The following is a 19,203-nucleotide window of genomic DNA, read 5'->3' on the forward strand; positions in this document are numbered from 1 at the left end:
CCCATGAATCCAGTGACCGTTCCGAGGAGTTCCGTCATGCCCGCACGCCGCAAGGCCGCCACTGTCGCAGCCGTCGGCATCGCCCCGCTCGCTCTGACCGCGCTGGCCGCCGCGCCCGCGCCCGCGCACGGCTCGATGGGCGACCCGGTCAGCCGGGTGTCGCAGTGTTACGCGGAAGGGCCCGAGAGCCCGAAGTCCGACGCGTGCAAGGCGGCGGTCGCGGCCGGCGGCACGCAGGCGCTGTACGACTGGAACGGCATACGCATCGGCGACGCGAACGGGCGGCACCAGGCGCTGATCCCGGACGGCAGGCTGTGCAGCGCGAACAGCGAGGCGTTCAAGGGGCTCGACCTGGCCCGCGCCGACTGGCCCTCGACCAGCGTGAGCAGTGGGTCGTACACCTTCAAGTACCGCGTGACGGCCCCGCACAAGGGCACCTTCAAGGTGTACATCACCAAGGCCGGCTACGACCCGGCGCAGCCGCTGGCCTGGGGCGACCTGGACCTGGCCAACCCGGTCGCGGCGGTCACCGACCCGGCCGCCTCTGGCGGCTACTACACCTTCTCCGGCAGCCTGCCCGAGCGTTCCGGCAAGCAGCTGCTGTACGCGGTCTGGCAGCGTTCGGACAGCCCGGAGGCGTTCTACTCCTGCTCGGACGTCACCTTCGGCGGCAGCGACACCGCCGACGACTCTCCGGCCGCCCCGTCCGCCTCCGCCCCGTCCGCCTCCGCCCCGTCCGAGGAGCAGATCGAGGACGGTACCGACAAGTCGACCGTCGAGCACCACGGTCACGGCGACGACGACGCGAGCACGTCGGCGGAGCCGGCCGCCGGGACGGTCGCCGCCAACGAGCCGAAGACTGCCGGTGCTTCGGCGAACCTGGCCGAGACCGGCGGCGACAGCAGCACTTCGTACTTCGCGGTCGGCGGCGCCGCCGCACTCGCGCTGAGTGCGACGGCCCTGTTCGCATCGGTGCGGCGGCGCGCGGTGAGCGGTGGCCGGCACGGTCGCTGACACCTGGGACTCCGGGGCCTGACCGGCGGCTCAGGCCGGTCAGGCCCCGGCGACGACCGGACGGTCAGCTGAACACCGACGCGCAGGTGGTGGGCTCGGCGTGCGCCGGGTCCAGCGCGTTGGCGACCTCGTGGAAGGCGATCCGGTCGAACAGCCCGATCGCTATGTGCCCGGAGAGGTCGACCGGGCACAGATCCTGGAGCAGGACGTTGCGTACGTCGGGCCCGTCCAGGTACTGGCTGCGGTACGGCGTGACCACCAGGTCGTACCTGGTGGCGAGGACCGTGTAGCTGACGCCGGGCACGGTGTCGCCGCCCTCGTTGAGCTTGGCGAGGAAGGCGGAACCGGCGATCTGGTCGGCGAGGCCGGGCGTGGCGGTGTTCAGCAGGTCCTCGACGCCCGGGAAGTACGGCAGCAGGCCGGTGAGCCCGCTCAGCGTCGTGCCGTGGTTGGGGGGCGCGATGCCGACGAGCGCGTTCACCTCGGCCGCTCCGCCGAGGAACTTCAGGTAGTAGCGGGGCATCATGCCGCCCTGCGAGTGACCGACGAGATCGACCTCGTCGGCGCCGGTCGTGGCGAGCACCTTGTCGACGAACGCGTCGAGTTGCTCTGCCGACTTGTCGATCGGGCCGAGGCCATAGAAGAAGGGCACACCCGGCAGTTGGCCGTAGTCGAGGGAGAAGACGCAGTAGCCGCGCTTCGTCAGGTAGGGCGCGAGTCCGAGCCAGTTGTCGACGGAGTTGCCGAGGGTGCCGTGCACCAGGACGACGGGCCGGGGGTGAGCGGCGGACGGTTTGCACGCCCAGTCGTTCCAGCCGCTGTTCGAGGTCACGGCGGCGTCGGCCGCACGGGCGGTGGTCGCGGGGACGAGGGCGACCGCGCCGGTCAGCAGCAGCGCGGCCAGCGGTCTGAACAGGCGTTTCCAGGGCAGCATCGGGTGATCTCCTTGCGGCTCAAGGGAGTTGCGACGGCTTTACGCCCTGTGATCCGGATCACGAGGATGCTGTGCACCTGTCAAGTTACGGACGAGTAGTTCAAGTGGGAAGTTACGCGTCAGTAAAACTTCCAGTGATGTCATCGACTGTGATAAAGCAGCTGACGAATCATCACCAGGTCGGCCTGAGGGGGCCGTAGGGCGCGATACGCCCCAACCGATCCCCCAACGCGCGCACCTCCCCCTCACCGAGCACGTCACCCCACGCCCGCACCACATCCGCCGCCGCCTCCTCCGCAGCCCTCGCACAGGCCCACCCCCGCCCGGTCAACACGACCAGCCGAACTGATCACTCGCCAAGGAGAGTTACGCCGCCAGCGTCCCCGGCTTCACCGCGTGCGGCCCGAATTTCGCTCGCGCGCGGTCCGCCACCTCCTCGATGCGGCGGGCCTTTTCGTCCACCGGGTCGAAGGTGAGCTGGTAGGAGGCCTGTTCGGCGGGGCCGAGGGCCTCGGCGCGCAGGGTGATCGACCGTACCCGGGCGCGCTGGAGGCCGAGGGCTTCGTACATGTCGTACGCGGTCCGGGTGAGAGCGGCCGAGTGGGCGGTGGGTTCCTTGAGGGTGCGGGTGCGGGTGGTCGCGGTGCGGTCGGCGTAGCGCACGGTGAGGGCCAGGGTGCCGCAGACCTTCTCCAGGGCGCGCAGCCGGGAACCCAGTTCCCCGGCGGCGGAGAGCAGGGCGCGGCGGTGCCGGTCGGGGTCCAACTCGTCGCGGCCGAAGGGGCGTTCGGCGGCGAGGGAGCGGGAGACGGCGTTCGGTACGACCCGGCCGCGGTCGATGCCGTTCGCCTTCTCGCGCAGCTCGCGGCCGGTCTTCGCGCCGACCAGGCGCTGGAGCGTGGACAGGGGTGCGGCGGCGACCATGCCGAGGGTGTCGAGCCCGTACTCGCACAGGGTGCGGGCGGTCGCGGTACCGACGCCGGGGAGCGCGGTGACGGGCAACTCGGCGATGCCGTCGGGCCCTTCGGGCAGCTCATGGGTGACCCCGGGCCGGGCGTCGCGCAGCGCCATACGGGCCAGCATCGGGCCGGGCCCGGCGCCGATCACACAGTCGACCCCGTACAGGGCCAGGGAACGGACGCGGATCACCGCCGCCAGTTCGACGGCGCTGCGCCCGAAGTACCGCTCGGCGCCCCGCAGATCGGCCAGCGCCCCGTCCGGCGGCAGCGCCTCGACGACCGGCGTGAACTCCTCAAGCAACCCGATCAGCTCCGGCAGGGCCGCCTCGTGCACCGGCGGCAGCTGGAAACGTACACAGAGGATGGTCATCCCGCACTCCCCGGACTCTGGTGCCACAACTTCCGTACCTGTGAAGGCTCTTGACCCGCCGGACGCAGATCGGCCCACGGGTGCATTTCGTATCCGGTGGGCATCTGGATTCGCCGTCCGCCCGTCGAATCGCCGCCCCCTTCCGGCACCGGCTCCGCAAGCCGGGCCGCCACCACGTCGAGGCCGCCCTCGGCACGCAGCTCGACCAGCTCGGCGAGGTTCCAGGCGGCGGCGCCCACCACGCTGAGGCTGCGCGGGCCGCGCCGCTGCACCACTCCGCGTACCAGCAGCAGCCAGGAGTGGAAGACGGTATGGGCGCAGGCGTCGTGGGAGTCGTCGAAGAAGGCGAGGTCGACCAGGCCGGTGCCGTCGTCCAGGGTGGAGAAGATGACCCGCTTGCCGGACCGGATCGGCGGGGTCTGCGTCGCCGCCTTGGCACCCGCGACCAGCACCGTCTCCCCGTGCCTGGCGTCCCGCAGCCGTCGGGCGGACACCACTCCCAGTTCGTCGAGGAACGCCCGGTGGTCGTCCATCAGATGGCGTGAGGCGTCCATGGACAGCACTCCCAGCTCGGCGCTGAGCCGCTCCGCGGAGGAGAGGTCGGGCAGCCCGGCCGGCGCGGTCTTCCGCCCTCCGGACAGCGGGAGTTGACCGCCACCCGCTCCTCGGGCCCCCCGGTGCAGCTCGGTCAAGTGCAGTTGCAGATCACGGCGGTTGGCCCCGAAGGCGTCCAACGCACCGACTTGCGCCAGCCTTTGGGCGAGCGGACGGCTGGGCCGCGCCCGCTCCCAGAAGTCCAGCAGCGAGGCGTACGGCTGCCCGTCCGCGATCCGCGCCGCCTCGGCCTCGCTGATGCCGTGCACATCGGAGAGGGCCAACCGCAGCCCCCAGACTCCTGACCCGGACACCAGTTCGATACGGTGCGCAACCCCCGACGCGTTCACGTCCAACGGCAGGATCGGCACCCCACGCCGCCGCGCGTCCGCCAGCAGCAGCCGTTTCGGATACATCCCGGGGTCGTGCGTGAGCAGCCCGGCATAGAAGGCCGCCGGGTGATGCGCCTTCAGCCACGCCGACTGGTACGTCGGTACGGCGAAGGCGACCGCGTGCGCCTTGCAGAAGCCGTACGATCCGAAGGCCTCGACGATCCCCCAGGTCTGCTGAATCGTTTCCGCGTCGTAGCCCTTCGCCGCCGCGTGCTGGGCGAACCACACCTTGATCCGCCCCTGCGACTCCGGGTCGGACAGCCCGCGCCGCGCCCGGTCCGCCTCGGCCCGTCCGCAGCCGGTCATGATGTCGACGATGTGGATGATCTGCTCGTGGAAGACGACGACTCCGTACGTCTCCCGCAGCGGCCCTTCCAGATCCCGGTGCGGATAGCGGACCGGCGCCCGCCCGTGCCGCGCCTCGATGAACGGCCGCACCATGTCGGCGGCGACCGGCCCCGGCCGGAAGAGGGAGATGTCGACCACGAGATCGTGGAAAGTGGCCGGCTGAAGCCGTCCGACCAGGTCCCGCTGCCCCGGCGACTCGATCTGGAAGCAGCCCAGCGTCTCGGTGGAGCGGATGAGCCGATACGTCGCCGGATCGCCGTCCCCCCGCTCGAAATCGAGCGCGTCCAGGTCGATCCGCTCCCCCGTCGCCCGCTCCACCTCCGCGACCGCATGCGCCATCGCCGACTGCATCCGCACCCCGAGCACATCCAGCTTGAGCAGCCCGAGGTCCTCGACGTCCTCCTTGTCGAACTGCGACATGGGGAAGCCTTCGCCACTGGTGGGCATGACCGGCGTACGGCTCAGCAGGGACGCGTCGGACAGGAGCACTCCGCAGGGGTGCATGGCGATCCCGCGCGGGAGGGCGTCGAGGGCCTCGGTCAGCTCCCAGAGCTTGCCGTACCTCTCCTTCTCACCCGCGAGCCGGCGCAGCTCGGGCAGTTCCTCCAGGGCCGCGCGGGCGTCCCGCGCGCGGATGTGCGGGAAGGACTTGGCGATGCGGTCGATGTCGGCCGGGTCCATGGAAAGGGCGGCGCCGACGTCCCGGATCGCGTGGCGGACGCGGTAGGTCTCCGGCATGGAGACGGTCGCGACCCGTTCGGTGCCGAACCGGCCGATGATCTCGCGGTAGACCTCCAGCCGGCGCGCGGACTCCACGTCGATGTCGATGTCGGGCAGCACCAGACGGCGCTTGGACAGGAAGCGCTCCATCAGCAGCCCGTGCTCGACGGGGTCGGCGTGGGCGATGCCGAGGAGATGGTTGACGAGGGAGCCGGCGCCGGAGCCACGCGCGGCGACCCGGATGCCCATCTTCTTCACGTCGTCCACGACTTGAGCGACCGTCAGGAAGTAGGAGGCGAAGCCGTGGTGGGCGATGATGTCCAGTTCCTCGTGCACCCGCTCCCAGTAGGCACGCCGGTGGTCGTAGCCGTGCAGCACCATGCCGGCCGCCGCCCGGGAGGCCAGCGCGCGCTGTGCGGTGCGGCGGCCGGCGCCGACGAGGTGCGGTTCGGGGAAGTGGACGGTGCCGATACCGAGGTCGTCCTCGGGGTCGACCAGGCACTCGGCGGCGGTGGCCTGGGTCTGCTCCAGCAGACGGAGTGCGGTGTCACGCCGGAAGCCCGCGGCCTCGACGATCCGCTCGGCCGCTTTGCGCATGACGTCCGCGCCCTTGAGCCAGGCCTCCCCCGAGTCCAGTTCCTTGGCGGGGTCGACGGGGACGAGACGGCGGGCGGCGTCCAGGATGTCGGCGACCGGGCCGAGGCCGGGGTCGGCATAGCGGACGGCGTTGCTGAGCACGGGCCGGATCCGCTGCTCGGCGGCGAAGCCGACGGTGCGGGCGGCCAGCCGCAGGGAGCCGGGGCCGGTGCCCGTGCGGCTGTGCCAGACGGCTTCGAGGCGCAGGGCATCGCCGTAGGCATCCCGCCAGGGGCCGAGGAGTCTCGCCGCCCGGTCGGGGCGCCCGGCGGCGAGCGCGCGGCCGACCTCGGAGTCGGGGCCGAGCAGGACGGTCAGGCCCTCGGCGGGGGCGGCGGACCGGGGCAGCAGCGGGGTGTCCTCGGCGGCGTGGGCGGCGGTGACGAGACGGCACAGGTCGGCCCAGCCACGGGCGCCGTCCCGGGCGAGGAAGGTCACCCGCGGTGTCGACTCGTCGATGAAGGCGCCGCCGCGGACCGGGGTACGGCGCTTTTGTCGACGTACGGACTCCAGTTCCTCCACCGCCAGGTTCACGCCGAACAGCGGACGGACCCCCGCTTTGGCGCAGGCCTTGGCAAAGCGGACCGTGCCGGCGAGGGAGTCGCGGTCGGTGAGGGCGAGGGCATCCATGTGCCGCTCGGAGGCACGCTCGGCCAACCGCTCCGGGTGCGAGGCGCCGTAGCGCAGGGAGAACCCGGAGACGGTGCGCAGATGCGTGAAACCCGGCACACGCACCTCCCGCACTCGCGAGCCCCGAACGACTCTCGAACATCAGTTCCCTAATCCCTCACCCCCACCATACCCCCATTCTCGAACGCATGTACGACCCTCGATCGGGCACGCCCTACCTGCGAAAACAGCCAGCGGCCCGGATGAACCGGACGACGAAGACGACCGGCAAGAGGCCGCGCAGCCAGTCCCGCGCGGCTGACGCAGGGCGGTGGTGTTGGTGACCACGTTGAGCGGCACCGCATAGTGCTCCGCCAGCACCTCGTGGGCGGGGAGCCGGGCGCCTTCACTCGCTCAGGCCCCGGGCCCGTCGCGTGGTGGGGCACCTTTGTGGGCGAGTGTCTGCCGGAGCGCCCCTGGCCCAGAACTACCAGGAGGGCGTAGCCCCCGCCAGCACATAGTACGTGTGCGGGCCAGGCCGCTCCTACCTGCAAGTTTGCTGGTCAGCGGGTGATTTGACAGTCGCCGGATGTTCGTGCTCGCGCGCTGGAGTCTGCTGGTGTTGCCGTCACTACTGCCGTCAGCGGTCTACGCCGCCTGGGGAATTCCAGGAATTCCGAATGCGTGTCAAGCGGCTTCGTCGTGCGGGGTGAGGCTGATGGTCAGGTCGGCGCCGAGAGCCTGAGCCAGGCGGCGCAGGAGGGGAAGCGTGGGCACGGTCCCGCCGCCTTCGAAGCGGGAGATCTGCGGCTGCTTCATCCCGCACCGCTCGGCCAGTTCGGCCTGGGACAGCCCGAGCTCGATGCGCCGGTCGTGGACAAGTTGCCCGAGCTCACGGGCGAGCACGGAAGGCGGGTCCTGCATGGTTCCTCCCCGCCTCAGGCCGCTGGGGCGACGATGGTGACGGTGGGCTCGTCTCCGCCGGCGAGGTGCACGTCCACCGTGAGGTCCAGTGCGCGGGCCAGGCGCATGATGACCGCGATGGGCGGCAGCTCGGTGGCCGTCTCGATGCCTTCGATGTCCTCTACGCCGACGTGCATGCGCTCGGCAAGGTCGGCCTCGCTCAGGCCCAGTTGCTTACGCCGGTCGTAGACGGCCTTGCCCAACGTCATGGCGAGGCCGGCCTCTTCGTAGACCCGGTCGTACTCGGGGTCAGCGTCCAGGTGTTCGCCCAGCAGTTGGCGGTGGCGACGGGTCCTCCATTCGCTGTGGTTCATCGGTTCTCCTTGAGGTCGCGGCTGTAGAGGTCGTGTTCGGCGGCGGCTTCATGCTCTGCCTCGCACAATCGCTGTGCGGCGTGGGCGCGGTCCACTTCGGCCTGCTCGCGCATCTTGGTCTTGCGGAACACGGTGAGCAGCACGACACGTCGGCCGGGCGCCAGCCAGTAGGTGATCCGCTGATGGGCATCACCCAGGCGGAAGCGCAGCTCGCGGAGCTTGCCGCCCAAGTGGCGGGAGTGCGGTTCGTCGAGCGTGGTGGGCTGCTCGGCCAGCAGGTCGGCGACGCGTTCGGCCTGCTTGTAGTGATGGGCGGGAATGTTCTCCAGCCACAGCCGCACCTCCGGCTCGATCTCGATCGAGTACCGCTCGCTGTCCATATCGCTGATGATATATGGCACGGGGTGCGAGAGCGCGACTTCGTAGTTCAGGTCGTGTGCCGTCGCCGCGATCGCAGCTACTCCAGCGTCGCGCACCCCCGTACTCCCCCTTCGTCCTGATGCCACGGCGCCGCCCGCAAACCAGCGGCAACCGGCCGGGGCGGCGCAGGGCCGGCTTCTTTCGGCAGGATCGGGCCCGAGCGGGAGAGGCAGCGTGCGGCCGGGCTGGCGCGTCGCCCAGTCTGGCGGCGCGGGGGCCGGGCGGGAGGGGGCGGTCTGCCACGGGCGGCCGGGAGCTCGCTCCCCGCCTGAGGCGACGCCGGCCACCGCCTTCGGTGAGCCCGGCGAGGGATGTTGAGGGTCGGCCCCCTGGCCGTCCCTGTGCCTGCGATCCGGCCGTAGGACGGTCGTAGGCGACAACTTGCTGTGCGACGCGCAAGGGCTCCACCCCCACAACATGCGCCTGACGGCACCAGGTTGGGCCCAGCTCGCGCCTGGGTCCGGCCGTCTACCGGCACCTCGCGCAGGCCTCGGCTGCTCGCCCGACGGCGCGTCGGTCGGCGATGTTCGGCCGGTTCAGACGGGCGGACGCCGCCTTGAACCTCCAGCGCCAGGCCATCGACACTCTCGACACCGTCATCGGCCCGGCGGAAGCCCCCGACGACCCGCCCATCACAGCCGTCGTCCGCTGACGTTGCCGTCATCGTTGCCGTCAAAAGCCAGGATGCCCCTTTCTCCGTCACCCGGGAAAGGGGCATCCTGTTTCACTCTACGAGAGCATCTATGGGCGAGTTAGCTTTCACCCAGGAATTGCAAGACTCCTTCGGGTCCGCCCGATTCGATAATCCCCTTGAAGGAATCCAACATCGCCGCCAGACCGCCCTCGGGAATTATCACGAGATCGGGGCACTGGAAATACACCCCTCCGGAGCATTCCCCAGTCTCCCGCCAGCGATTCATCACCTGCTCGATCGCGCGCAGCGTCATGAATGTGGCGCTCCATCGCGTCCCATCCGGAAGGCAGAGTTCTGCGTCGACGTTTTCGACAGATTCCTTGTCGTCCTCTGCACCCAACATGAAGAGCGCACTGAACTGCTGGTTCTCTACACGGTAGAGAGGGTCACTGGCCATAGAGCTGATTCAGCCTCGCAATCACCTTGGATTCGTTCGCCTTGTCAGATTCCCCCACGATCTGAATCCCGCCATCGACGTTCCGGAAGAACAGGCGACCGCCGTTCCTTCCTCGCGCATAGGTGACATCCGTTCCAGCCAAAGCCCTGCTCCCAAGTCCCGGATTCATGTTTCCGCGAGACAGCTGCTGGAACAGGCTATCCAGATCCGCCTGAACCTTCTGATTCTTCCCTGCCTGGTCCGAGAGCACCGCGGGGTCCTCGGCGTCGGTCTCGCAGGAGGAGATCTCCCCGGAGAGCACACCGGGGCTGGTCGGCGGCGCCGGAACGCCGACGTAGTCCACGGACAGCACCGCGTCGTTCCTGAACCGCTTCCACGCCGAGGTGTTGGTCTCGTCGTGCGCCTTGAGCATCAGGGTCAGCCGGGAGAACTTGCCCGCCGCGAAACTCCGTACCGTCGAGGTCAGGTTCTCGTTGGTCTCGTCCGGGTTGTCGTTGAACTCGATCGGCGCGTCCGGTGAGTCCGGGTCGCACAGCGACCCACGGCCCGCCGACACATTACGGTCGACCATCAGATCGAGGTGTTTCGGCCTTGAGGACCACGTCGTGGACGACGAGATGTTGTTCGTGCGCACCAGATCCACTACGCGCGGATCGCACTGGAACGCCCACGGCTCCGTCACCCGGAAGGTCGCGTCCACCACCCGCTTGCCCTTGAGGCTGGCCGGAGAGAACTCGAAATACAGCCGCTGCACATACCCCGGGCCGCAGTAGTAGCCGTTCCAGGTACCGCACTTGCCCACGCCCCTGCCCAGGCCGTCCTCGGCGTTGCTCCAGCCGTACGACTCATAGCCGTCACTGCGCAGCAGAGTGCGCTCCGACTCGTTCCAGGTGACGGTCGGGTCGATGTAGAGCGGGAACGCGGAGGTGTCGGTCCCGGACAGCATGGCCGCGTCCGGGACCACGGTCAGCGTGTCCTCAGTGACCTCCACATCCATGGTGGCCACGGTGTCGGCCGGTCCGCCCCCGACCGCACGCGAAAGTCCCGCCCCTCACACACGGGGCGGGACTTCACGGAGAAGCGACGAAACCGTCAGCCGATTTCCGTGCCCGTGGCGGACAACGCCTCGGTGACCGGCTGGAAGAAGGTCTCGCCGCCGGAGGTGCAGTCGCCGCTGCCGCCGGAGGTGAGGCCGATCGCCTGGTCGCCGGAGAACAGGGAGCCGCCGCTGTCGCCGGGCTCGGCGCAGACGTCGGTCTGGATCAGGCCGTTGACGATGTCGCCGTTGCCGTAGTTCACGGTGGCGTCCAGGCCGGTGACCGTGCCGTCGTGCACCTGGGTCGTCGAGCCGCTGCGGGTGACCTCCATGCCGACGGTCGCCTCGGAGGCACCGGCGATGGCCTGCGAGGAGCCGTTGTAGAGGTTGACCTCGCTCGGGTGCTCGACGTCGCCGGTGTACTTGACCAGGCCGTAGTCGTTGTCCGGGAAGCTGGAGACATCGTTGGTGCCCAGCTCGTTGCCGTCCGAGTCCTGCCAGTTCGTGATGGCATCGGTGCAGTGACCGGCGGTCAGGAAGTACGGCTCGCCGTCCTTGACCACGTTGAAGCCGAGCGAGCAGCGCCCGCCATCACCGGTGATGGCGTCGCCACCCGCGATGAAGGGCTTGAACTCTCCCTCGGTGCGCTTGAGTTCGGCCGTGCCGCCGAGCCCGTCGACGACCTTGGTCAGCTGGGCCAGCTCGGCCTTGGAGACCGTGCGGTCGGCGGTGACGACGACCTTGTTGGTGGCCGGGTCGGTCATCCAGGACGTACCGGGGATGGTCGCGTCCTGCTTCAGGGTGGCCCGGGCGCTGTTGAGTTCGGCGAGGGAGTTCGCCACGACTCTGGCCTCGGCGCCGGCTTCCTCGACGGTCTGAGCGGCGGCCTCGTCGAGCACGTTGACGACGAGGTTCTGCTTTCGCGCGTCGTAGTAGGTGCCGGCCGCGTCGGTGCCGAGTTCCTTGCCCAGCGTCGAGGCGAGCTTTCCGGCCGCCGTTACCGAGAGGGTCCCGGGCGCGGAGCCCTCCGTACTTTCGCTGGCGTTCGCAGTCTGCAAGGTGACACCCGCGGCGACGAGTGCGGCGATGCCCGCACCTGCCACGACTGTCCGCCGCCTGGGTATGCGTCGGTGCTTCAACTCACGTCCTCCTGTGGGGGGTCGGCCCGAAAGGCTGTGGGGGCCTCGCGAACCGGAAGGCATACGGCGCGGTGGACGGCGTACAACAAAAGCCGTGTCCGTACCGGTTGAACGACGTTCACTATCCCGAGACTCACAGGGGGCACACAAGGTCGACTTCCGGACGCGCGTAGAACGCGGTTGCGCGCCCCCTCGCTTTGACCGTGCACAGTCACGACACGCATCTTCGCGCTGCAAACACTGCGCGCGAGTGACTCATCACGATGGGGTGAGGTCTACTCCTGTCTTGAATTCGACCCTTGCCGATCCGGATCCAAGCGGGATGCGGCGAGCGGCAGTTGCTCCTGCGCCGGTTGTGGGGCCACCGCCGCCGGAGCCACTGCCGGGGCCACCGCCGGAGCCACAGGAGCCGCAGGAGCAACCGGCGCCTGGCCCGGCGCCTTCTCCAAGAAGCGCAGCAGCTCCACCGGAATGGGCAGCACGAGCGTCGAGTTCTTCTCGGCGGCGACCGCCATCACCGTCTGGAGCAGCCGCAGTTGCAGGGCGGAGGGCGTGTCCGCCATCTGCTCGGCGGCCTCCGCGAGCTTCTTCGACGCCTGGAGCTCGGCGTCCGCGTTGATGACGCGGGCCCGCCGCTCCCGGTCGGCCTCCGCCTGCCGGGCCATGGAACGCTTCATGGTCTCGGGCAGCGACACGTCCTTGATCTCGACGCGGTCGATCTGCACGCCCCAGCCGATCGCCGGGCTGTCGATCATCAACTCCAGGCCCTGGTTGAGCTTTTCGCGGCTGGACAGCAGATCGTCCAGATCGCTCTTGCCGATGATGGAGCGCAGCGAGGTCTGGGCCATCTGCGAGACCGCGAAGCGGTAGTCCTCGACCTTCACGACGGCGTCCGACGCGTCGACGACCTTGAAGTAGACCACGGCGTCCACCCGCACCGTGACGTTGTCCCGGGTGATGCCCTCCTGCGCCGGCACGGGCATCGTCACGATCTGCATGTTGACCTTGCGGAGCTTGTCCACGCCGGGAATGATCATCGTCAACCCGGGTCCGCGCACATCGGACTTCAGCCTGCCGAGCCGGAACACCACACCGCGTTCGTACTGTTTGACGACCCGCGCCGCCGACAGCACGTACACCACTCCGACAGACGCGAGCGAGACGCCCGCCGCCACCAGCTCCTCGACCATCACGGCCCCCCAGGGTCCGAATCGGGCGCACAGGGTGTGTACTTCGACGGTAACTCCGGGGGCTCGCGTTGGGGAGACGGAGGACACAGGTGGTCGACGGCGTACGGATGCGGGACGGCCGATGGCTGGCGGTGGCGGAGCGGGGAGACCCGGACGGCACGCCGGTGGTGCTGCTGCACGGCACCCCGGGCTGCCGGCACGGCACGGTGCCGGAGGACGTCCTCACCGCGCGCCCCGGCGTGCGGTTCATCTCCTACGACCGTCCCGGCTACGGCGATTCGGACCGCCGGCCGGGACGCCGGGTGGCCGACGCGGCCCGGGACGTGGCCGAGCTGGCGGACGCCCTGGGCCTCGACCGGTTCGCCGTACTCGGCCGATCGGGCGGCGCCCCGCACGCGCTGGCCTGCGCGGCGCTGCTGCCGGCGCGGGTGCGGCGGACGGCGGCGCTGGTGTGTCCCGCGCCGCCGGACGCCGGGGGGCTGAGCTGGTTCGACGGCATGGCGCCCTCGAACGTCGAGGACTTCACCCGGGCGCTCACCGACCCGCTGGACTTCGCCGACCGGCTGGCCTCCCGCGCCGCCGCCATCCGCAGCGATCCGGCCCAGCTGCTGGTCTCCCTCCGCGACGGGCTCACCGACTCCGACCGGCGGATCATCTCCGACCCGGCGATCAGCGACATGCTGCTGCGCGACTACCGCGAGTCGCTGCGCACCTCGGCGTACGGCTGGCTCGACGACGACCTCGCCCTGCTCAGCAGCTGGGGCTTCGACCCGGCGGTCATCACCCGGCCGGTGCTGCTGTGGCACGGCGCCCTGGACACCTTCTCCCCCGTGGGCCACTTCAAGTGGCTCGCGGACCGCATCCCCCGGGCCCGGCCCGTCCTGGAACCGGACACCGGCCACTTCGGGGCGCTGAAGGCGCTGCCCGCCGTACTGGACTGGCTGTGCGCCACACCGGCGTCCGGGGCCTCATGACCCGGCCGGCGGCACCTCATCCCCCGGCCGCTCGATGCGGGCGCCGCGCATCAGGTCCATGACCCGTTCATGACTGTCGCCGACCGCGTGTGACGGGCCCGTACCGTCCTCCCTGCCAGAGGGCACTTGTGCGGCCCGGCGTGGTCGGTCCGCTCGCCGGGCCCCGTCACACGGGACGAGGCAGGACTCCACCCCGACCACGAGGTGCCGCGAGCCACCGTTGACGATCTCCACCCGGCAGGCCGGATTTCAGCGGGCCGAGCCCTGCTGACCGTCCATCCCGCATCCCACATCCCACATCCGACATGCCGACCTCCCGCCGAGCGCGTGCTGCACTTTTCGCCCGTACTGGGCCTGGCCGAACACGGCCCCGAGCGCGGACGCGAGCAGAGTGTCCAGCGGATTCCAGCGGATTCCAGCGGATTCATCTACATCAGCCGCAGCCGCCACGGCTGTCAGCCGCCTCGCCGGTCACGTTCGACCGCACGATCTCCCGCAGCTTCACGCGGCACCACGAACAGCAACGGACGTCGCCCCACCCGCCGTTGCCGGTCGTCGATTTCCAACTGCCGTTCCCCTCCCACGGGTTCCCGACGCACGATAGCGAGCCCCCGCACGCGGGTGCGTGGGGGGCTCACCTGCTGCTGACCGCGGTCGGGCCGTGCGGGTGCCGGTGGTGCAGGCCGGCTGTGCAAACCCGCCGAACGGCCTAGAACGGCCTAGTAGACACTGACGCCGTAGGCGCTCAGGGCCTCGGTGACCGGCTGGTAGAAGGTCGTGCCGCCGGAGGAGCAGTTGCCGCTGCCGCCGGAGGTCAGACCGTACGCGGTGCCGTTGCTGCCGTAGAGCGGGCCGCCGGAGTCGCCGGGCTCGGCGCAGACGTTGGTCTGGATCAGGCCGTTGACGATGTCGCCGCCGCCGTAGTTGACGGTGGCGTTCAGGGCGGTGACGCGGCCGGTGTGCGTGCCGGTGGTGGAGCCGTCACGGATGACGCTGGTGTTCACGCTCGGCGTGGCCGCGCGGGTGATGTCGACGCCGTTCGCGGTGCCGGGCCTGCTGACGGACCCGGAGTACTGCACGATGCCGTAGTCGTTGCCCGGGAAGCTGGAGCCGGTGGTCGAGCCGATGACCGAGGTGTGCCCCGAGTTGGACCACCAGGTGCCGGCGCCGTCGGTGCAGTGACCGGCGGTCAGGAAGTACTGGGTGCCACTGCTGTTCTGGACGTTGAAGCCGAGGGAACACCGCCAGCTACTCGCATAGATGGCGTCGCCGCCCTGGATGTACTTCTGGAACGTGCCCGCGGTCTCCTTGATCGTGAGCGCGGAGGCGTTGGCGCCGGCCGTCTGCTTGATCTTGGCTATCTCGGCCTCGGAGACCGTGCTGTCGACGGTGACGACGACCCGGTTGGTCTTCGCGTCGACGGCCCAGGCGGTGCCCGGGATGTCAGCCTTGAGCACCGAGGAGCCGGCGCTCTTGAGCTGGGAGGCACTGAATGTGGCGGGGTCGGCGGCGTTCGCGTTGGGGATCGCGATCGCGGCCGCGGCCACGAGACCGGTACTGACGGCGATCAGCCGGGTCCGTCTCTGCAGGCCGTTGCGGGGGGTGGTGCGCTCGATCCTCACTTTTCGTTCCTCCACATGGGAAGTCGGGGGCCCGCGTGGGGTCGGGGCCCGTGAGGCGCAGCCAGTGGCCCGAATGTCCGGATTCCGAACACGCCGTGCCCCTGACAAGCGCTGGAGGGAGTATTCGGCTGAAGGACCGGTAGCCGCAAGGGCGCCTTTCAGCCGTCACCCTTTGAATGAACTGTGCGACTTGGCCACCCCGGCCCCGCTCGGAGCAGGGTGCGCTCCCCCAGCGCGACGGCGACACCCAGGGCGTTCCCCGGCGGCGGAAACGGGCAGATCAGGCGGTCGGCGAAGGCGCAGGGCGGCGGCAGCGCACGGCTGAAGCCGACCGTCGTACAGCCCCCAGCGTCGGGCCCGCCCAGGCGCAACAAGCGGAAACGGAAACTCCCGCACCATCGCCGAAAACCGCCCCCGGCAAGCCAACCGCTTCGACACACACCCAACATGCCGCCGGCACCCCGGCACCGACCAGCCCGCAACGGCGTGACCTCAATGCCCCGGAACGCCCGCCGTCCCGCGGATCCGGGGGCGGACTCGCGTACGCCCCACGCCCCTTCGCCCACCGACACCACCAGTCAGCGCTCCCCGTACGCGCGGCGTCGGATGTGCCGTCGTCTCCCACTCAGCAGTCGCAGCCGCAGTCACAGCAGTCGGAGCAGTTCGCGCAGCAGTCACAGCAATCGCAGCAGTTGGAGCAGTCGCAGTTGCTGCACAGACCTTCCCGGCGCTCGCGCGACCAGGGGTCCTCGTACTCGCCGCAGCACATCTGGCACGTACAGGCCAGTCCCAGCCAGAGGGCGCAGCCGGCGAGCAGCCCACGCCGGTCGCGGCGCGGTGGCTCCGGCGGCAGCCATGGGCCGCCGGGACCGCCGGGACCGCCGGGCGGGGCGTACGGGCCCGCCATGTGCGCACACGAGACCGTGCCGAAGGCACGGTCGACGGAGCTGCGCAGCTCGTGCACGAGCAGCCGGTGCGCCAGCTTGCCGTCAGCGCTGTGCTTTCCCGGGGAGACCCCGGATTTCCGGGGAGACCCCGGACCCCCAGGCGACCTCCCGCAGCGCGAGCCGTATCCCGCGCAGGGCGTCGTCGGCGAGCCGCCGGGCCTCGGTGAGGGAGGTCCCGGTCGCGGTGAGGGGGTTCCAAGCGCCCGCCGCGGTATCGGCCTCCCTGTCCTCCACCGCGTCCAGGAGATGCGCGAGCCGTCCGAAGAGGCGCCCGGCCTCGGCGAGCGGCTCGGCGTTGCCCGGGCCGTCCGGCGAGGACCGCGGTGTGCGCGAAGGCCGCGGCGGTGGCGGTCTCGGTCGGCTCGGTGACCGTCAGGACGGACGTGCCCGGCCCGGCAAGGGTCTCGATGCCGAGCTGCCGGTCCACGGCGTCCACGAGTACTGCGGTGTCGAAGCCGACATCGGATCCGGTACGGGCGCCCGCACGCCCCCAGCCCGCCGCGACCCGGCGTGCGGCGAGCGCGACCGGCCTGCGGGCCAGCAGCCCGTCCCCGTCGGCGACATGGTCGCGCACCTTGGCCGAGGCGAGCACCAGCGAGACTGCGGCCGCGAGCCGGGCGCCCTCGCCGTGTGCGACGGACGCGGTGCGCATCCCGCGCAACGGGCACGGTCCCGCCGTACGCCTGCCACCGCCGTCCCGCTCGGCCTGAGCCTCCGTCAGAACCGAGATGAGCAGCCCGTCGTAGTTGGTCCCGATGCGGGCGAACTGGCCGTGGTCCCGGCGCAGGGCGAGACTGGGGGCACCTCCCAGGCCCTTAAGGCACTGCGGGACCGCACAGATGCGCCATCCACCGGGTCTTGAGGCTTTCACCGAGCCGATGACGGCACGGCCTGACGATTCCGAACATGACGATCCCCCGTGCTGCGTGCGATGTTGAGCGGCCGCATCGTACCGACCGAACATCACACCAATGAGACCGCCGCTGTTCACCCGTACGCCCCACCGGTCACCCATACGACGCGAACAATCATATTTCACTCACAGTCAGCAGCACTGTCCGGCAAGACCCTTGGGAGACCAGGGCTCTCGACGAATTCGCTGTGCACCAGTACCGTCACAAACCCCCCGCGCGGCGTCTATCCACTTGGCACGACGTCCGCATCATGGACGACGATAGGAAGCGGAAAGCACAAGAGACCGCTGTGAGAGGAGGCGTCCATGGGATCGGTACGCAAGGCGAGTGCCTGGCTTGGCCTCGTCGACGACAACGATGACGAGCGTTACTACGACGACGACTACTCCGAAGGGACCGAGCCCGGGGATGCCTGGGTCACCGACCCGCGGGTGAAGGTGGCCTCGGACGTGGCCGTGGAGAAGGGCCGCCGGATCGGCACGGTCACTCCGGACAGCTTCCGGGACGCGCGCGCCATCGGCGAGCTGTTCCGCGAGGGTGTCCCGGTCATCATGAACCTCACGGCCATGGAGCCGGCCGACGCCAAGCGCGTGGTCGACTTCGCGGCCGGCCTGATCTTCGGCCTGCGGGGTTCGATCGACCGGGTCTCCAACCGCGTGTTCCTGCTCAGCCCGGCCGACACGGAGATCGTCAGCGGGGAGCCGTCGGCACACCGCTCGGACGGTTTCTTCAACCAGAGCTGAGGCAGGGCCGTTCACCGGCCCTGCCCGCTCCGCCGGTCCTTACCGGAACGCCCGGCCCTTACCGGAACGCGTCGAGTCCGGTGAGCGCCTTGCCCAGCACGAGCTGGTGCATCTCGACGGTGCCCTCGTAGGTGAGCACCGACTCCAGGTTCGTCGCATGCCGCATGACGGGGTACTCCAGGGAGATCCCGTTGGCCCCGAGGATCGTCCGAGCCGTACGGCAGATCTCGATCGCCTCGCGTACGTTGTTCAGTTTGCCGAAGCTGACCTGCTCGGGACGCAGGCGGCCGGCATCCATCCGCCGCCCCAGATGATGGGCGAGCAGGATCCCCTTGTGCAGTTCGACCGCCATGTCGGCGAGCTTGGCCTGGGTGAGCTGGAATCCCCCGATGGGCCGCCCGAACTGCTCCCGCGTCTTCGCGTAGTCGACAGCGGTCTCGAAACAGGACCGTGCCGCCCCCATCGCCCCCCACACGATGCCGTAGCGCGCGTGGGAGAGACAGCTGAGGGGGCCGCGCAGGCCGGTGCCGTCCGGCAGTACGGCGTCGGCGGGCAGCCGTACGTCTTCGAGGACGAGTTCGCTGGTGACGGAGGCGCGCAGCGACCACTTGTGCTTGATCTCCGGCGCGGAGAAGCCGGCGGTGTCGGTGGGGACGACGAACCCCCGGATCCCGTCGTCGGTCTGCGCCCAGACGACGGCCACACCGGCCACCGAGCCGTTGGTGATCCACATCTTCCGCCCGTTGAGCACCCAGTCGCCGCCGTCGCGCTTGGCGTGCGTCCGCATGGAAGCGGGGTCGGAGCCGTGGTCGGGTTCGGTGAGACCGAAGCAGCCGATGACGTCGCCGGCGGCCATGAGGGGCAGCCAGCGCTGCTTCTGGTCCTCACTGCCGAACCGGTGGATGGCGTACATGGCGAGGGAGCCCTGCACGGACACGAGGGAGCGGATGCCGGAGTCGGCGGCCTCCAGTTCCAGACAGGCCAGCCCGTACTGCACGGCGCTCGCACCGGCGCATCCGTAGCCGCTGAGCGACATTCCCAGGGCCCCGATCCCGCCGAGTTCACGGGCCAGTTCCCTTACGTCGGGCAGCTCGCCCTTCTCGTACCAGTCCGCGACATACGGCAGGACCCGGTCGGCGGCCCACCTCCGCACGGTGTCGCGGATCGCGAGGTCCTCCGGGTCCAGCAGGTCATCGACGCCCAGGGGGTCGGCGGGATCGAACGGGGGCAACGGCATGGGACACCCTCCGGATAACCGACTAGCAGCGGTAGTC

The 19,203-nt window shown here is 70.0% G+C and carries 14 protein-coding genes and 4 pseudogenes; 3 read left to right on the plus strand and 15 right to left on the minus strand.

Annotated elements, in window-relative coordinates:
- Positions 1–36: 36 nt before the first annotated feature.
- Complete coding sequence (locus tag GFH49_RS10135) at positions 37–1,014, plus strand: lytic polysaccharide monooxygenase auxiliary activity family 9 protein (protein ID WP_155055491.1); 978 nt, start codon at positions 37–39, stop codon at positions 1,012–1,014.
- Positions 1,015–1,078: 64 nt separating this feature from the next.
- On the opposite strand, the gene GFH49_RS10140 is transcribed toward GFH49_RS10135, so the two are convergent.
- From GFH49_RS10140 to GFH49_RS10190, 11 genes and pseudogenes are all read right to left on the minus strand, one after another.
- Positions 1,079–1,948 carry an esterase/lipase family protein gene (locus GFH49_RS10140; RefSeq protein ID WP_155055492.1) on the minus strand — a complete coding sequence of 290 codons (870 nt, stop codon included), beginning with the start codon at positions 1,946–1,948 and terminating at the stop codon, positions 1,079–1,081.
- Between the two features lie 172 nt (positions 1,949–2,120).
- Positions 2,121–2,291, minus strand: a pseudogene (locus tag GFH49_RS39995) (MarR family transcriptional regulator); the annotation flags it as partial.
- Positions 2,292–2,314: 23 nt separating this feature from the next.
- Entirely contained in the window at positions 2,315–3,277 is a 963-nt protein-coding gene (locus tag GFH49_RS10150; RefSeq protein ID WP_155055493.1) for a DNA polymerase Y family protein, read from the minus strand.
- A complete protein-coding gene (locus tag GFH49_RS10155; RefSeq protein ID WP_155055494.1) occupies positions 3,274–6,696 on the minus strand; it encodes a DNA polymerase III subunit alpha in 3,423 nt (1,140 codons plus the stop codon). Before GFH49_RS10155 ends, GFH49_RS10150 begins: the two co-directional genes overlap by 4 nt.
- A gap of 567 nt (positions 6,697–7,263) precedes the next feature.
- Positions 7,264–7,479: pseudogene (relB, locus tag GFH49_RS10160) on the minus strand (type II toxin-antitoxin system RelB family anti-toxin); the annotation flags it as partial.
- A gap of 35 nt (positions 7,480–7,514) precedes the next feature.
- Complete coding sequence (locus GFH49_RS10165; protein WP_155055496.1) at positions 7,515–7,853, minus strand: helix-turn-helix domain-containing protein; 339 nt, start codon at positions 7,851–7,853, stop codon at positions 7,515–7,517.
- Positions 7,850–8,233 (minus strand): type II toxin-antitoxin system RelE/ParE family toxin, encoded by a 384-nt coding sequence (locus GFH49_RS10170; RefSeq protein ID WP_155055497.1) that lies wholly within the window; start codon positions 8,231–8,233, stop codon positions 7,850–7,852. The genes GFH49_RS10165 and GFH49_RS10170 overlap by 4 nt, the downstream gene beginning before the upstream one ends.
- A gap of 792 nt (positions 8,234–9,025) precedes the next feature.
- Positions 9,026–9,364, minus strand: coding sequence for a hypothetical protein (locus GFH49_RS10175; protein ID WP_155055498.1), 339 nt, complete (start codon positions 9,362–9,364; stop codon positions 9,026–9,028).
- Positions 9,365–9,602: 238 nt separating this feature from the next.
- Positions 9,603–10,385, minus strand: a pseudogene (locus GFH49_RS10180) (LamG domain protein jellyroll fold domain protein); the annotation flags it as partial.
- A gap of 71 nt (positions 10,386–10,456) precedes the next feature.
- On the minus strand, positions 10,457–11,539 hold the full coding sequence (locus tag GFH49_RS10185) for a S1 family peptidase (protein ID WP_155055499.1): 1,083 nt from the start codon (positions 11,537–11,539) through the stop codon (positions 10,457–10,459).
- 275 nt (positions 11,540–11,814) lie between these two features.
- The gene (locus GFH49_RS10190; protein ID WP_155055544.1) at positions 11,815–12,729 is read right to left on the minus strand and encodes a slipin family protein; all 915 of its coding nucleotides are present in this window, start codon (positions 12,727–12,729) and stop codon (positions 11,815–11,817) included.
- A gap of 89 nt (positions 12,730–12,818) precedes the next feature.
- Here GFH49_RS10190 and GFH49_RS10195 point away from each other — a divergent pair, with 89 nt between their 5' ends.
- Positions 12,819–13,703, plus strand: a complete 885-nt coding sequence (locus GFH49_RS10195; protein WP_230396226.1) for an alpha/beta fold hydrolase — start codon at positions 12,819–12,821, stop codon at positions 13,701–13,703.
- A 719-nt stretch (positions 13,704–14,422) separates the two neighbouring features.
- Here the strand turns inward: GFH49_RS10195 and GFH49_RS10200 are convergent.
- The 3 genes and pseudogenes from GFH49_RS10200 to GFH49_RS10210 form a co-directional block, all read right to left on the minus strand.
- Entirely contained in the window at positions 14,423–15,325 is a 903-nt protein-coding gene (locus GFH49_RS10200; RefSeq protein ID WP_155055500.1) for a S1 family peptidase, read from the minus strand.
- Between the two features lie 158 nt (positions 15,326–15,483).
- Complete coding sequence (locus GFH49_RS41430; protein WP_155055501.1) at positions 15,484–15,774, minus strand: DUF1684 domain-containing protein; 291 nt, start codon at positions 15,772–15,774, stop codon at positions 15,484–15,486.
- A gap of 176 nt (positions 15,775–15,950) precedes the next feature.
- Positions 15,951–17,180 (minus strand): annotated as a pseudogene (locus tag GFH49_RS10210) (hypothetical protein).
- 311 nt (positions 17,181–17,491) lie between these two features.
- Between GFH49_RS10210 and GFH49_RS10215 the strand changes: the two are divergent.
- Positions 17,492–17,929 (plus strand): cell division protein SepF, encoded by a 438-nt coding sequence (locus GFH49_RS10215; protein ID WP_155055502.1) that lies wholly within the window; start codon positions 17,492–17,494, stop codon positions 17,927–17,929.
- A 58-nt stretch (positions 17,930–17,987) separates the two neighbouring features.
- Here GFH49_RS10215 and GFH49_RS10220 read toward each other — a convergent pair whose 3' ends face one another.
- A complete protein-coding gene (locus tag GFH49_RS10220) occupies positions 17,988–19,166 on the minus strand; it encodes an acyl-CoA dehydrogenase family protein (protein WP_155055503.1) in 1,179 nt (392 codons plus the stop codon).
- Positions 19,167–19,203 lie beyond the last annotated feature (37 nt).

The sequence above is a fragment of the Streptomyces blattellae genome (assembly GCF_009709555.1).
Lineage (GTDB): Bacteria > Actinomycetota > Actinomycetes > Streptomycetales > Streptomycetaceae > Streptomyces > Streptomyces blattellae.

Coding starts and splice junctions, on each gene's coding strand:
- GFH49_RS10175 (WP_155055498.1), bottom strand. CDS start 9,364: ATGGCCAGTGACCCTCTCTACCGTGTAGAGAACCAGCAGTTCAGTGCG.
- GFH49_RS41430 (WP_155055501.1), bottom strand. CDS start 15,774: ATGTTGGGTGTGTGTCGAAGCGGTTGGCTTGCCGGGGGCGGTTTTCGG.
- GFH49_RS10170 (WP_155055497.1), bottom strand. CDS start 8,233: ATGGACAGCGAGCGGTACTCGATCGAGATCGAGCCGGAGGTGCGGCTG.
- GFH49_RS10135 (WP_155055491.1), top strand. CDS start 37: ATGCCCGCACGCCGCAAGGCCGCCACTGTCGCAGCCGTCGGCATCGCC.
- GFH49_RS10140 (WP_155055492.1), bottom strand. CDS start 1,948: ATGCTGCCCTGGAAACGCCTGTTCAGACCGCTGGCCGCGCTGCTGCTG.
- GFH49_RS10165 (WP_155055496.1), bottom strand. CDS start 7,853: ATGAACCACAGCGAATGGAGGACCCGTCGCCACCGCCAACTGCTGGGC.
- GFH49_RS10190 (WP_155055544.1), bottom strand. CDS start 12,729: ATGGTCGAGGAGCTGGTGGCGGCGGGCGTCTCGCTCGCGTCTGTCGGA.
- GFH49_RS10220 (WP_155055503.1), bottom strand. CDS start 19,166: ATGCCGTTGCCCCCGTTCGATCCCGCCGACCCCCTGGGCGTCGATGAC.
- GFH49_RS10215 (WP_155055502.1), top strand. CDS start 17,492: ATGGGATCGGTACGCAAGGCGAGTGCCTGGCTTGGCCTCGTCGACGAC.
- GFH49_RS10150 (WP_155055493.1), bottom strand. CDS start 3,277: ATGACCATCCTCTGTGTACGTTTCCAGCTGCCGCCGGTGCACGAGGCG.